This window comes from Actinoplanes regularis, assembly GCF_900188005.1.
GTDB lineage: Bacteria > Actinomycetota > Actinomycetes > Mycobacteriales > Micromonosporaceae > Actinoplanes > Actinoplanes regularis.
This window is the reverse complement of sequence record NZ_FZNR01000017.1, coordinates 31,534-44,196: the sequence shown is the minus strand read 5'-3', so window position 1 is coordinate 44,196 and position 12,663 is coordinate 31,534. Positions and strand designations below refer to the sequence as shown.

At 69.4% G+C, this 12,663-nt stretch carries 13 protein-coding genes; 6 read left to right on the top strand and 7 right to left on the bottom strand.

What is annotated here, in order from left to right; all coding sequences use genetic code 11:
• The first annotated feature begins 28 nt into the window (after nt 1-28).
• Together CHC09_RS32795 and CHC09_RS32790 are read left to right on the top strand one after the other, a co-directional pair.
• Nucleotides 29-496: a DUF4265 domain-containing protein gene (locus tag CHC09_RS32795; RefSeq protein WP_143232727.1), complete on the top strand. Its 468-nt coding sequence runs from the start codon at nt 29-31 to the stop codon at nt 494-496.
• 23 nt (nt 497-519) lie between these two features.
• A complete protein-coding gene (locus CHC09_RS32790; RefSeq protein ID WP_143232726.1) occupies nt 520-1,596 on the top strand; it encodes a Dyp-type peroxidase in 1,077 nt (358 codons plus the stop codon).
• A gap of 13 nt (nt 1,597-1,609) precedes the next feature.
• Here the strand turns inward: CHC09_RS32790 and CHC09_RS32785 are convergent, their stop codons facing one another.
• Complete coding sequence (locus CHC09_RS32785) at nt 1,610-2,164, bottom strand: Uma2 family endonuclease (protein ID WP_239138680.1); 555 nt, start codon at nt 2,162-2,164, stop codon at nt 1,610-1,612.
• Nucleotides 2,165-2,336: 172 nt separating this feature from the next.
• Here CHC09_RS32785 and CHC09_RS32780 point away from each other — a divergent pair, with 172 nt between their 5' ends.
• Both CHC09_RS32780 and CHC09_RS32775 read left to right on the top strand, forming a co-directional pair.
• Nucleotides 2,337-2,858 carry a SigE family RNA polymerase sigma factor gene (locus tag CHC09_RS32780; RefSeq protein WP_089297134.1) on the top strand — a complete coding sequence of 174 codons (522 nt, stop codon included), beginning with the start codon at nt 2,337-2,339 and terminating at the stop codon, nt 2,856-2,858.
• Entirely contained in the window at nt 2,855-4,012 is a 1,158-nt protein-coding gene (locus CHC09_RS32775) for a hypothetical protein (protein ID WP_089297133.1), read from the top strand. The genes CHC09_RS32780 and CHC09_RS32775 overlap by 4 nt, the downstream gene beginning before the upstream one ends.
• Here CHC09_RS32775 and CHC09_RS32770 read toward each other — a convergent pair.
• From CHC09_RS32770 to CHC09_RS32750, 5 genes are all read right to left on the bottom strand, one after another.
• Nucleotides 3,999-5,015, bottom strand: coding sequence for an ABC transporter ATP-binding protein (locus CHC09_RS32770; RefSeq protein ID WP_179277378.1), 1,017 nt, complete (start codon nt 5,013-5,015; stop codon nt 3,999-4,001). The two genes, CHC09_RS32775 and CHC09_RS32770, sit on opposite strands and share 14 nt — an antisense overlap.
• A gap of 38 nt (nt 5,016-5,053) precedes the next feature.
• Nucleotides 5,054-6,037, bottom strand: a complete 984-nt coding sequence (locus CHC09_RS32765) for an ABC transporter ATP-binding protein (protein ID WP_089297131.1) — start codon at nt 6,035-6,037, stop codon at nt 5,054-5,056.
• 6 nt (nt 6,038-6,043) lie between these two features.
• Entirely contained in the window at nt 6,044-6,985 is a 942-nt protein-coding gene (locus CHC09_RS32760; protein ID WP_089297233.1) for an ABC transporter permease, read from the bottom strand.
• Nucleotides 6,986-6,999: 14 nt separating this feature from the next.
• Nucleotides 7,000-8,007, bottom strand: coding sequence for an ABC transporter permease (locus CHC09_RS32755; protein WP_089297130.1), 1,008 nt, complete (start codon nt 8,005-8,007; stop codon nt 7,000-7,002).
• An 89-nt stretch (nt 8,008-8,096) separates the two neighbouring features.
• Nucleotides 8,097-9,707, bottom strand: coding sequence for an ABC transporter substrate-binding protein (locus CHC09_RS32750; protein ID WP_239138679.1), 1,611 nt, complete (start codon nt 9,705-9,707; stop codon nt 8,097-8,099).
• 396 nt (nt 9,708-10,103) lie between these two features.
• On the opposite strand from CHC09_RS32750, the gene CHC09_RS32745 reads away from it, so the two are divergent.
• Both CHC09_RS32745 and CHC09_RS32740 read left to right on the top strand, forming a co-directional pair.
• Nucleotides 10,104-11,411: a choice-of-anchor B family protein gene (locus tag CHC09_RS32745; protein ID WP_089297129.1), complete on the top strand. Its 1,308-nt coding sequence runs from the start codon at nt 10,104-10,106 to the stop codon at nt 11,409-11,411.
• 41 nt (nt 11,412-11,452) lie between these two features.
• A complete protein-coding gene (locus CHC09_RS32740; RefSeq protein ID WP_239138678.1) occupies nt 11,453-12,274 on the top strand; it encodes a hypothetical protein in 822 nt (273 codons plus the stop codon).
• Between the two features lie 51 nt (nt 12,275-12,325).
• Here the strand turns inward: CHC09_RS32740 and CHC09_RS32735 are convergent, their stop codons facing one another.
• The gene (locus CHC09_RS32735) at nt 12,326-12,520 is read right to left on the bottom strand and encodes a DUF5988 family protein (RefSeq protein ID WP_239138677.1); all 195 of its coding nucleotides are present in this window, start codon (nt 12,518-12,520) and stop codon (nt 12,326-12,328) included.
• Between the last annotated feature and the right edge of the window lie 143 nt (nt 12,521-12,663).

Sequence of the window (12,663 nt, the reverse complement as noted above, 5' to 3'; positions counted from 1 at the left end):
ACCGCTTCGAGCAGAGAACGGTTTGCAGATGCAGTTCATCGTCCACGACGCCCCCGCGCTGCGGGCCGACAGCGACTACCTCGCCCAGGTGGACCTGGCACCGTTCGGGTTCCCCGGCCTCATCGAGCAGGTCTGGCTGCGGCAGCTGCCCGGCGGCGAGTTCGCGTTGTGCTGCATCCCGTTCCGGGCGTACGGCCTCGCCCTGCGGGACCGGGTGCGGCTCGGGCCGGGCGGCGGCCGGATCGCGGCCCGGACCGAGCCGGCCGGGCACCGCGCCCTGCGGATCCTGTTCGCACCGTCGCGGGACGGCGCCGACGGGGTCGCCGGCCTCGTGACCGAGGCCGGGCTGCTGTCGGAGTGGAGCGGCGACCGGCACCTGGCGATCGACGTGCCGCCCGGCACCGACGTCGCCGCCCTGGTCGAGGCCGCCGAGGCGGCGCGCGGCACGGGCGCCTACTGGGAGTGGTCGGACGTCGAACCGTTCCGCGTTGCTTGAACGGCCGGACAAGGAGCGTAAGCGTGCGACAGGGTGAGCCCCGACCGCAGGGCGACGGCATGCCGGGCATCCGCCGCCGGCGAGTGCTGGCGGTGGCCGCGGCCGGCCTGGTCGCCGGCTGCACCGAGCAGGCATCGACCGGCAGTCCACGACCGGCCGCCGATCCGCTGGTCGCGACGCCGCCGGCACACGCGGTCGTCGCCGCGTACCGGCTGCCCGTCGAAGGGCGGGAAGAGGTCGGTGACCTGCTGCGTGGGCTCACCGACCGCGCGGCCGCGGCGGGTGGCGCCGGGCGGGAGGTGCTGCTCGGGCTGGGCGCCGGACTGTTCGACCGGGCCGGTCTAGCCGAGCGGCGGCCCCGGCAACTGACCGCGATGCCGTCGTTCCCCGGCGACGTCCTCGACCCCGGCCGGACCCACGGCGACCTGCTGGTTCATGTCGGGGCCGGCACCGCGCCGGACGCGGCGCGACTGCTCGCCACGGTCGCCGGACCGCTCGCCCCGAACTGGCGGGTCGAGGGATTCCGGGACGGGGCCGGGACCTCACCCGCGGGCCGGCCGACCGCCCTGAACCCGTTCCACTTCACCGAGGGACACGGCAATCCGGAGGCCGCGGTGGTGCCGGCCGAGATCCGGGTCGGCGCCGGCGAACCCGCGTGGGCGGCGGGCGGGACCTACCAGGTCGTCCGCGTCATCCGACTCGCCACCCGCATGTGGGACCACGACCCGGTCGACGAACAGGAACGCATCATCGGCCGGCGGCGCGACGGCACCTGGCTGGACGGCTCGCCGCTCGCCCAGGACCCGCCGTTCGACCGCGACCCGGGCGGGGCGGTGACACCGCTGGACGCGCACGTCCGCCTGGCCCGCGGCGCCGGGGAACGCCCGCCGATGCTGCGCCGCGGGTACTCCTACCGCGCCGGCGAGGAGGACGGGCTGCTGTTCATGGCGTACCAGAAGGATCTGGATCGGGGTTTCGCCGGGGTCCAGCGGCGTCTGGCCGGCGAGCGCCTGGCGCGGTACGTCCTGCCGGTCGGCGGCGGCTACTTCTTCACGCCGCCGCCCGGCACCGCCTGGCACACGGCCCTGTTCGGCCCCTGACGGACTGCCCGGATCAGATGAGGCCGAGATCGACCTCGACGAAGAACGGCGTGCTGACCTTCAGGACGCCGGTGAAGACGTCGCTGTCGCGGTAGCGGCCGGTCGCCGGGTCGAGCACGTAGGTGTAAACGAGCGGTGCACCGTTGGCGGCCTGCTCGACGCGCCAGTAGAACTGGATACCAGCCCTCGCGTACTGATCAGTCTTGACGATCCGGTCGGTTGTCTCCGAGCCGGGTGAGACCACCTCGACCACCAGAAGCACATGCTCGGGCCGTGTCGGAGTGACATCGAGGGTCTCCGCGCGGTACACCGTCACATCCGGTCGACGATTGTTCAGCGGCACATCCTGCAGCCGGACATCGAAGTCGGTGTCAGCGTTCCAGTCCGGCCCCGCGGCGGCGTCCAAGGCGTTCGCCAGTAGCCGGGCCAGGCGGTTGTGCCGCTTGGACGCGCTCGGACAGACGAGGACCATCCCATCCACGATCTCGATGCCCGCGCACTGCTCTTCTGTCCAGGTTTCGTACTGCTCGGCCGTGACCTGCTCATGCATCCAGGCCGGCGCGACCATCTCGACAGTCACACCCACCTCCCGGAAGGCAGTCGGCTACCGCATTCAAGATACCGTGGCGCCGGCGGCCGGCACTTCAACAGTTCGCCGCCGATCGGCGCCAACCTTTTCCGAGTGACCGGCGTCTTGGCTGGTATGAAAGCTTCACACGTTCGGGCGAGACGGGATTGCCGTGGACGAACTCACCGCTGACTTCGACGCCTTCGTTCATTCCAGGACGCCGGCGTTGCTCCGTTCCGCGTACCTGCTCACCGGCGACCAGCACCTGGCCGAGGACCTCGTCCAGAGCGCCCTGGGCCAGACCCATCGGGCCTGGCGGAACCTGCACGCCACGGGCAACGCCGAGGCGTACGCCCGCAAGACGATGTACCACCTGCAGGTGTCCCGCTGGCGGCGCCGACGGGTCGTCGAGTGGTTCTCCGGGGACGTGCCGGACCGGCCCGGTGTGCAGTCCGACCACGCCGAGCACACGGTGCTGCGGCTGTCGATGCTCACCGCGCTGTCGCGCCTGACCGCCAAGCAGCGCGCGGTCATCGTCCTGCGGTTCTACGACGACCTGACCGAGGCGCAGGCGGCGGAGACCCTGGGCGTCAGTGTCGGCACCGTCAAGAGCCAGACCTCGAAGGCGCTCGAGCGGCTACGGCTCCTCGCACCGGAACTCGATGGAGTCAACGTGATCGGAGACGCGCGATGATCGATCTCGACCTCCTCCGCCGGGAACTGAGCGAGACCGCGACCGAGGTCGGCACCGTCGACCTGCGCGAGCGGGCACTGGCCACCTCGCACCGCATCCGGATCCGGCGCACGGCCGCGACCACCGTGGCCGGGCTCGCCGTCGTCGCGCTGGCGCTGGGCACCGCCGTCGCGATCCGGGACGACCGCTCCCCCGCACCGCCGGCGGTGACCCCGTCGCCGACCCTGCTGCCGACCGAGCCGCCCGACAGTCAGCCGGACCTGGGCCCGTTCGAGTCCGGCACCATCACCGTGCCCAGTTGGGGTAGCGTCCCGATCGCCGACTGCTCCGCGGGGCGGATGACCTTGAGAAACGGGCAGGAGCCCGACGATGTGCACCGGCCGGTGAACATCCGGTCGTACATCGTGGTGGACGTCGACCAGGACGGCACCGAGGACTACGTGGCCCACATGACGTGCGGTGAGGGACCGGAGGCCGGCGGCAGCCAGGTCGTCGCGTTCCGGCTCGACGGCAAGGAGCTGCGGCCGATCGGTCGCATCGTCGGCACCCAGGACGGGTTCGGCATGATGGACTACCTCGAGGTCCGCGACGGTGGCCGGGTCGCCGTCCTGGTCGCCAAGGAGTACACCGACGGCGGCGAGGACAGCGTGCCGAACCAGTGGCGCACCTACGCCTGGCGGCAGGGCAAATTCCAGCAGGTGGACGGCCCGACGACGTTTCCGGCGAAGCCACCTGCCGCCCGGTTGTCCATCGTCCCCTCGACGCTGGCGTTCCGGCCGGCCGGGAAGGGATTCTCGGGCCAGATGACGGTGACGGTACGCAATGACGGTGACATCGACGTCGCCAGACTGGAGTTCAAGCTGATCCTGCCGGGTCAGGTCCAGCCCGCGGGTGGCGACTGGGCGGGCTGCACCGTTCCCGCCGAGAGCGACCCGGACGACGATGCCACCGTGTTGGTCTGCGCGGTCGCCGGACCGCGGGCGCGATCGCAGGTCTCGATCCCGTACACCTTCGTGGCCACGGAGAAGCCGGTGCCGGTCGAGGACGAGATCGGTCTGAGCAACCACTACGTGCAGACCAGACAGCTGCCACCGTTCGGTGGCCAGGTTCTGATCAACGATTTCGATGCGGAGATCCCGATCAGCCTGCCGTGAGCAGCTCCCCGCTGAGGATCTCCTCGGCGAAATGGCAGGCCACCCGCTGCCCCGAGTCGTCGAACACCCGCAGCTCCGGCCGATCCTCGGCGCAGCGGTTCTGCGACCAGGGGCAGCGGGTGCGGAACCGGCATCCGCTCGGCGGATCGGCCGGTGACGGCAGGTCGCCGGTGAGCAGGATCCGCTCGCGGCTGTCCTCCACCCACGGATCGGGGATGGGCACGGCCGAGAGCAGAGCCCGGGTGTACGGGTGCAGCGGGCGCTCGTACAACCGGTCGGCGTCCGCCTCCTCGACCAGCGAGCCCAGGTACATCACGCCGATGGTGTCGGAGATGTGCCGGACGACCGCGAGGTCGTGCGCGATCACCAGGTAGGTCAGCCCGAGCGACTCCTGCAGATCGCCGAGGAGGTTGACCACCTGCGCCTGGATCGACACGTCCAGCGCGGAGACCGGCTCGTCGGCCACGATCAGCTCGGGCCCGAGCACCAGGGCCCGGGCGATGCCGATCCGCTGGCGCTGCCCGCCGGAGAACTCGTGTGGGTATTTGTTCAGCGCCGACGCCGGCAGGCCGACCGAGTCCAGGGTGGACCTCAGGCGCTGACGCGCCGCGGCCTTGTCCCTGTCCAGTCCGTGCGCCTTGAGTCCCTCGACGAGCAGGGACTCCACCGACTGCCGGGGATCCAGGCTCGCCAGCGGGTCCTGGAACACCATCTGGATGCGCCGGCGGAAGCGCCGCATCTGCTCGCCCTCGAGCGCGCGGACGTCCGTACCGTCGAAGGTGATCCCGCCGCTGGTCGGCTCGATCAGCCGCAGCAGGCCGCGGCCCAGCGTCGACTTGCCGCACCCGGACTCGCCGACCAGGCCGTAGGTCTCGCCCCGCCTGATCTTCAGCGACACCCCGTCGACGGCGTAGACGTAGCCGATCGTCCGGTTGAGCAGCACTCCGCTCTTGATCGGAAAGTGCACCTTGAGGTCGTCGATCTCGACCAACGCATGGCTCATGCCGGCACCTGAGCCAACCGATTCGCTCGCAAGCTCGCTCATGCCGGCACCTCCTGCGGTACGGGGTTCGTGCACCGCAGCGCACCGCCGCGGGAAGTGGGCTCGAGCGGCACCGTCTCGCCGATGCAGTCGTCGACCACCCGGTCACAGCGCGGCGCGAAGGCACACCCCTCCGACCAGGGGATGTTGTCGTTGACCGAGCCGCGGATCTGGTGCAGCCGCCCGCCGCGGTCGGCGTCCAGCCGGGGCACGGACTGCAAAAGACCATGGGTGTACGGATGGCGCGGGTCCCCGAACAGGGCGTGCCGTCCGGCCCGCTCGACCACCCTGCCGGCGTACAGGACGTTGACCGTGTCGCAGAGCCCGGCCACCACCCCGAGGTCATGGGTGATCATCACCAGCGCCGTGCCGGACTGGTCGACCAGCTCCTTGAGCAGCGCGAGGATCTGCGCCTGCACGGTCACGTCCAGCGCCGTCGTCGGCTCGTCGGCGATCAGCAGGCGCGGCTTGCAGGCGAGGGCGATGGCGATCAGCGCCCGCTGCCGCATGCCGCCGGAGAGCTGGTGCGGGAACTCCTTGAGGCGCCGTGCCGGGTCGGGGATGCCGACCGCGTCGAGCAGCCCCCGGGCCTCGCGCAGCGCCGCCTGCCGGGTCTTGCCCTGGTGGCGTTCCAGCACCTCGGCCACCTGCAGGCCGAGCGGGATCACCGGGTTCAGTGAGGAGAGCGGGTCCTGGAAGATCATGCCGATGTCCCGGCCGCGCCGGTCCCGCAGGTCCTGCGGGCGCAGCTTGAGCAGGTCGGTGTCCTCGAAACGAACCTCACCGGTGACCTTGTTGCCGCGGCGCGGCAGCAGACCCATGATCGCCAGGCTGGTCACCGACTTGCCGCAGCCGGACTCGCCGACCAGTCCGACCGTCTCGCCGGGTTCCACGGCGAAGCTGACCCTGTCCACCGCCGTGAAGGGTTTGGTGCCCTTGCGCTGGAAGACGACCGACAGCTCACGAACGTCGAGCAGAGGCATGACAGATCACCGCCGGTTCTTCGGGTCGAGCGCCTCGCGCATGCTTTCGCCGAGCAGGGTGAAGCCGAGCGCCACGAGGATGATCGCCAGCGCCGGGAAGTAGGCCAGCTCCGGGCGGACCTCGAGGTATCGGACGCCGTCCACGCCCAGCATCAGGCCCCACTCGGCCCGGTTGATGTCCGGGTCGCCGAGGCCCAGGAACGACAGCGCGGCCGCGTCCAGGATCGCCACCGCGAAGGTCAGGGTGGCTTGCACGATGACCGCGGTGAGCGAGTTCGGCAGCATGTGCCGCAGCACGATGTCCCGCCGCCGCACGCCCAGCGCGCGGGCCGCGAGCACGTGATCGCTCTCCCGCTGCGCCAGCATCGATCCGCGCAGCAGCCGGGCGAAGATGGGCACGTTCACCACCGCGACCGCGATGATCACCGTCCACTGCGTGGACTCGCGGGCCAGGGCGACCAGCGTGATCGCCAGCAGCAGGCTGGGCAGGGCCAGCATGACGTCGGTGACCCGCATGATCAGCACGTCCACCCAGCCGCCGGCGGCGCCGGCGATCGCGCCGAGCAGCACCCCGAACAGCAGGCCGATGAGCGTGGCCAGGACGCCGACGAAGAGGGTCTGCCGGGCGCCGTAGATCATCCGGGACGCGAAGTCGCGACCCAGCGGGTCGCTGCCGAGCGGATGTCCGGCGCTGGCGCCCGGGACCGAGTCGACGGTCAGATCCCTGGTCAGCTCCGGAAACCGCTGCACCGGGTCGTGCGGCGCCACCAGCGGCGCGAAGATCGCGATGATCAGGAAGAGCAGGATGATGGCGGCGCCCACGATCGCGGTGGGGTTGCGCAGCAGCCGGCGGCCGGCGTCCCGGATCAGGCTGACCCCGCCGCCTTCGGACGTACGCGCGGTCAGTTCGTCGATGCGACGGCGCTTGTGGTCGGCGAGCGTCGTGATTCCTCCAGCTCCGCTCACTGCACACGCACCCTCGGGTCGATGATCGCGTACGAGAGGTCGACCAGCAGGTTGACCACGATGAAGACGACGGCGGCGAGCAGGATCAGGGCCTGCAGCACCGGATAGTCGCGGCCGCCGCTGATCGAGTCGGTGATCAGTGTGCCGAGGCCGCCCCAGTTGTAGACCTTCTCGGTCAGCACCGCCCCGGCCAGCAGCGCACCGGTCTGCAGGCCGATCGTGGTGACCACCGGCAGCAACGCGTTGCGCAGCACGTGCCGCTTGCGGATGGTGGCGTTGCGCAGGCCCTTGGCGTCCGCGGTGCGGATGTAGTCCTCGTCGAGGACGTCCAGCACGCTCGCCCGGGTGATCCGGACGATGATCGCCAGCGGGATCGTCGCCAGCGTGACGGCGGGCAGCACCAGGTGCCAGAGGGCGTCGGCGGAGGCGTCGAACTCCCGGGTCAGCAGCCCGTCCAGCACGAAGAAGCCGGTCACGTCGGTGTTGTCCATGCCGGTGCTGATCCGCCCGGACGGCGGGAAGAAGTGGATGCCCTGGGTCAGCCAGTCCTTGAGCAGGTAGCCCAGGAAGAAGATGGGGATCGAGATGCCGATCAGGGTGACGATGATGGTCGCGTTGTCGAGCAGCCGGCCGCGGTACCGGGCCGCGAGGTATCCCAGCGGGATGCCGAGCCCGACGGCGATGATGATCGCCGCGACGGCCAGCTCGATGGTCGCCGGGAAGGACCGGCTGATCACGTCCGTCACCGGCTCGCCGGTGCGGATGGAGTTGCCGAAGTCCCCGGTCACCACGTTCTTGAGGAAGCGCCCGTACTGGACCCAGATCGGCTGGTCATAGCCGAGGGCTCGGGTCAGCAGCTCGCGGGTCTGCGGGGTCGCGCGCTCGCCCAGCAACGCGTCGACGGGCCCGCCGGGCAGGCTGCGCAACCAGAAGAAGACCAGGGTCATCAGGGCGATCAGGGTGACGAAGAGCTGGATCAGGCGGCGCGAGACGACTCTCACCATGAAGTTTCCTCTTGGATCCGTGCCGGACGGCCCGGACCGGGGAGAAGGGTCCCCGGTCCGGGCCGCGGCGGTGCCTGGGTACTACGGATCTACTTGGTGAGCGAGACGGTGTTGAACTCCTCGGCGGTGAGCGGGCTCGGCACCAGGCCCTCGACGTTCTTCGTGGTGACCAGGGCCGGCGGGGCGTGCCAGATCGGCACGGCCGGCAGCCACTTGCTGGCCAGGTCACGGTTGACCTGCTCGAACGCGGCCTTCTTGGCGGCCTGGTCGACGGTCGCGTCGGCCTTGCCGATGGCGGTGAACATCTCGGTCATCGCCTGGTCGCCGAACTCGATCTTGCCTCGGCCGAAGAACGTACCGACGAAGTTGCCCGGGTCGTTGTAGTCGCCGGTCCAGCCGAGGATGTGCAGGTCCTGCTTGCCGAACTGCTGCACGTCGTCCTTGAAGCCGCCGTTCCACGGCCGCGGGACACCGTTGACCTTGATGCCGACCGCCTGCAGGTCGTTCGCCAGCACGGTGAAGATCTCCTGCGGGTTCGGCATGTACGGCCGGGACACCTCGGTCGGGTAGTAGAAGTTGAGGGTCAGCCCGGTCGCGCCGGCGTCGGCCAGCAGCTGCTTGGCCTTGTCCACGTTGTACTCGTACTTCTGCACGTCCGGCGCGTAGCCGAGCACCGTGTTCGGCAGGAACTCGTCGGCCACCGCCGAGCCGCCGGGACCCTTGGTCTGCACCAGCTGGGCGCGGTTCAACGCGTACGCGATCGCCTGCCGTACCCGGAGATCTTTGAGCTTGGGGTTGTTCTTCTGGTTGATGCCCAGGTAGAGGATGTTGAAGGCGGGCCGCTCGAGCACCTTGTAGCCCTCGCTCGCCAGCGCCTTGCGGTCGGCCGGGGCCGGGAAGTCGATCGCCTGCACGGTGCCGGCGCGCAGCTCCTGCTTCCGGGTGTTCTCGTCCTTGATGATCTTGATGATCATCTTGTCGACCTTGGCCTTGTCACCCCAGTAGTCGGGGTTCTTGTTCAGGGTGATCTCGCCGGTCGCCTTGTTCCAGCCGCCGAACGTGAACGCACCGGTGCCGGTCGGGTGCTCGTTGGCGAACGCGCTGTAGGAGAAGGAGTCGCCGCTCTGCGTCACCGTGTCGGAGCCGTACTGCTTCATCGCGGCCGGGCTCGCGATGGAGAACGCGGTGAGCGCGAACGCACCCGGGAACGCCCCCTTGTACTTCTTCATCGCCACGACCGCGGTCGACGCGTCCTGCGCCTTGCAGTTGTCGTAGACGGCGTCCGGGCTGCCGGCGAAACCACCGAAGACGTCGGTGTAGTAGATCATCTGGGACTGGGCGGCCTCGCCCTTCATGTTGTACCAGCGGTCGAAGTTCGCACAGACCGCCGTGGCGTCCAGCGCGGTCCCGTCGTGGAACTTCACACCCTGGCGCAGCTTGAACGTCCAGATCTTGCCGGTCGGGTCGTTGGACCAGCTCTCCGCCAAGCCGCCGGTGAGGTCCGCGGTGCCGGGCTTGTGGGTGATGAGCGTGTCGTACATCTGCCGGATCGGCCGGAACGACTCCCCGTCATCGTTGAAGATCGGGTCGAAGTTCTTCGGGTCACCGGCGGCCGCGAAGATGAAGGTGCCGCCGCCGGCCTTGCCCCCGTCGTCGCCGCCGCGATCGCTTTTCGCGCAACCGGCCGCGCCGATCGTCATCGCCGCTATGACACCGGCGGCGATGGCCGTCCGGAGCCTGCTCGGCTGCCTCCCAGGTGCACGCATCGTGTTCACCCCGTCCTTGGGTACGGACAAACGCGATGACGGCTGGCCATCGCTTTGGCGCGACACTAGCCATTCATGGTGATCAAGGTCATGGGTTGGTATCAGATTGTGTCCTTACCGGTTCGGAGCGCGAGCCCCGACCGCCGATCAGGGATCGTGAAGAGCCTCATAACGCGCCACCCATCCCCCTTGCGATATGGCGACCGGAGGCAACATGAAAGCGGCCCAAATATTGACTCTCATCAAATTAATTCCTAGCGTTCAGGCACGCATCCGGCGCGAGCCACACCCCCGCCCGCGCCGACTCCTCCGCGCGAAAGGGCGTTGACCATGCTCCGAGGAGTACGTCGCACGACGCTGGCCGTCACCGCACTTCTGTTGCTGCTCGCCGTGGCGGGCCCACCCGCTACCGCACACGACCCGGGCACCCCGGAAGGTAAGGCCGAACAGTCCGAGCTGCTCCGCATCTACGAGCCCACCTGGCGCAGCGGCACCCGCCTCGCCGGCGCGCCGGTGACCTGCGTCAACGGCATGGCCGACCGGTACCCGTGCAAGAACGTCGACCTGCTCAGCTTCCTGCCCCAGTCCGCGCTGGGCGGCGGCGGCTCGTCGAGCATGTGGTACTGGACCGACTCCCGCGACAGCAACGAGTACATCCTGTACTGCCGCTCCAACGGTGTCTCGTTCGTCAACGTCACCGACCCCGGCAACCCGCGATACCTCGGGAACCTGCCGGCCGCGAATGGTGTCAGCTCCTCCTGGTGCGACATCCGCACGTACCAGAATTACGCCTACATCGGCAAGGACTCGGTCGCGAACGGCATCCAGATCTTCGACCTCAACAAATTGCGCGGCGTGACCAATACCCAGACGTTCACCGCGGACGCCCGCTTCACCGGCCTGACGAACAGCCACACCCTGTGGATCAATCAGAGCACCGGCTTCCTGTACGTCTCCGGCGCGAACACCTGCAGCAAGGGCCTGACCATCTACGACATCAAGACGCCGCTCACCCTCAAACTGGCGGCGTGCTACAACCGCGAGGTCTACTCACACGAGTCGATCGTGGTGAACTACGCCGGTCCGGACACCCGTTTCACCGGCCGGGAGATCGCATTCAACTACACCGGCCAGGGCAAGCGCTTCCAGATCCTCGACGTCACCGACAAAGCGAACATCAAGGTCCTGTCGAGCGTCACCCACCCCGGCGCGAGCTTCATTCATCAGGGTTTCGCCACCAGCGACTACAAGCACATGATCGTCAACGACGAGACGATCAGCACCCGTGGCGGCAGCCCGGAATTCGTCTACAACATCGAGCGGCTCGACGCCGCGCGATACGTGGGCAAGGACGTCGCCACCCGCGGCGAATTCGTTAACCACAACGGCTACACGGTCGGCAACCGGCACTTCCAGGCGGCCTACCGCGGTGGCCTGCGGATCCTCGACACCGGCTCCGCCGCCTCGGCCGTGCTGCCCGAGGTCGGTTACTTCGACGTCGACCCGGCCTCCAACGCCAGCGGCTACAGCGGCAGCTGGATGGTCCTGCCGTACCTGAGGAACGGGGTCGTCGCCGTGCAGAGCATCGGCGTCGGCCTGTTCCTGGTCCGGCCCACCGGATCGGCGGCCGTGAGCTGACCGCCCGGCCCGCCGGCACCAGCTTTCGTCACCGCCGCCTGATGGCGGCGGTGACGCTCGCGGGATTCCTCGGTGCCGCCTACCTGTTCGCCGACAGCCGCGGCCCGGCCGCGCCACCGGCGCCGGCCGCGCCGGTCGTCTACCACAGCGACGGACTCTCCGACGCCTACGACGGTTTCCGCGCCGAGCCAATCGCCCTGCCCACCGGCCGCGGCCCGGCCACCGTGTCCGTGCGCGTCACCGGCCCCGCCGGGACGGCCCTCGACTTCCAGAACATTCATTCAAAACCGATGCACATGTACGTCCTCCGCGACGACCTGTCCGGCTACCAGCACCTGCACCCGGAGGTCGTCGACGGCGCCTGGACCGCGCCGGTGACCATCACCGACGGCGGCGCGTACCGGGTGTACCTCGAGTTCGTCCCGCACGGCCGTCCCGCGGGCGCCGACCCCACCGTCCTCGGCATACCGTTCGTCATCGCCGGGGACACCACCATGGTCCCGGTCCCCGCACCGCGGGCGGAGGCCCGCTCCGGCCCGTACACCGTGCGCCGTCTCGACGGCATCGCGGACCTGACCTCCGGCACCCAGACGGCGCTGCGGTTCCAGGTGTTGCGCGACGGCCGCCCGGCGGTGCTGGAACCGTATCTCGGCGCGTACGCCCACCTGTCCAACTTCGAGGTGCGCACCCAGGGCCTCGAACACCTGCACCCCATACCGGCCAACGCGACCGGCACCGCACCGGCCGACGGCGTCCTCGCCTTTCACGCCGCCTTCGCCGAGCGCGGCGACAAGCGGATGTTCCTGCAGTTCCGCGCCGGCGGCACCGTCCATCAAGTGGCCTTCACCGTCTTCACGACCTGACCGGGCGCCGCCGTAGGCCGGCCGGGCCCGGTCAGGACGGGCGGAGGAGGGCTACTCGGCGACCTTCGTGCGGGTGGACCACACGTACACCACGGGCCTTTCGCTCTTGCCGAGCTCCCGGCGTTCGAAATGCTCGTAGCCCGCGCCGTACGGAATCTTGACCTTCAGGGCGCCGGCCGGGACGCGGCGCACGCGTTCGGTTGCCGGGAAGCCGACGGGTCCGCCTTCGAGGATCGCGTCGATCAATTGAGGTTCCATCATCGTCTCACTCCCGCCTCGGGGCATCGCTTATGCCCGAAGCTATGGCAGCCGGGCGGTGGCGATAACCCGTGCCAACCCCTAAACCGGGAAACCGGCAATTGGCGTCAAGTTGCTGATTGAACCGCTCC

What these genes read in the sequence shown, in the direction of transcription:
- CHC09_RS32755 (WP_089297130.1), bottom strand. Translation starts at nt 8,007, where the DNA reads ATGGTGAGAGTCGTCTCGCGCCGCCTGATCCAGCTCTTCGTCACCCTG.
- CHC09_RS32770 (WP_179277378.1), bottom strand. Translation starts at nt 5,015, where the DNA reads ATGAGCCATGCGTTGGTCGAGATCGACGACCTCAAGGTGCACTTTCCG.
- CHC09_RS32740 (WP_239138678.1), top strand. Translation starts at nt 11,453, where the DNA reads ATGGCGGCGGTGACGCTCGCGGGATTCCTCGGTGCCGCCTACCTGTTC.
- CHC09_RS32785 (WP_239138680.1), bottom strand. Translation starts at nt 2,164, where the DNA reads ATGGTCGCGCCGGCCTGGATGCATGAGCAGGTCACGGCCGAGCAGTAC.
- CHC09_RS32750 (WP_239138679.1), bottom strand. Translation starts at nt 9,707, where the DNA reads ATGACGATCGGCGCGGCCGGTTGCGCGAAAAGCGATCGCGGCGGCGAC.
- CHC09_RS32775 (WP_089297133.1), top strand. Translation starts at nt 2,855, where the DNA reads ATGATCGATCTCGACCTCCTCCGCCGGGAACTGAGCGAGACCGCGACC.
- CHC09_RS32795 (WP_143232727.1), top strand. Translation starts at nt 29, where the DNA reads ATGCAGTTCATCGTCCACGACGCCCCCGCGCTGCGGGCCGACAGCGAC.
- CHC09_RS32765 (WP_089297131.1), bottom strand. Translation starts at nt 6,037, where the DNA reads ATGCCTCTGCTCGACGTTCGTGAGCTGTCGGTCGTCTTCCAGCGCAAG.
- CHC09_RS32745 (WP_089297129.1), top strand. Translation starts at nt 10,104, where the DNA reads ATGCTCCGAGGAGTACGTCGCACGACGCTGGCCGTCACCGCACTTCTG.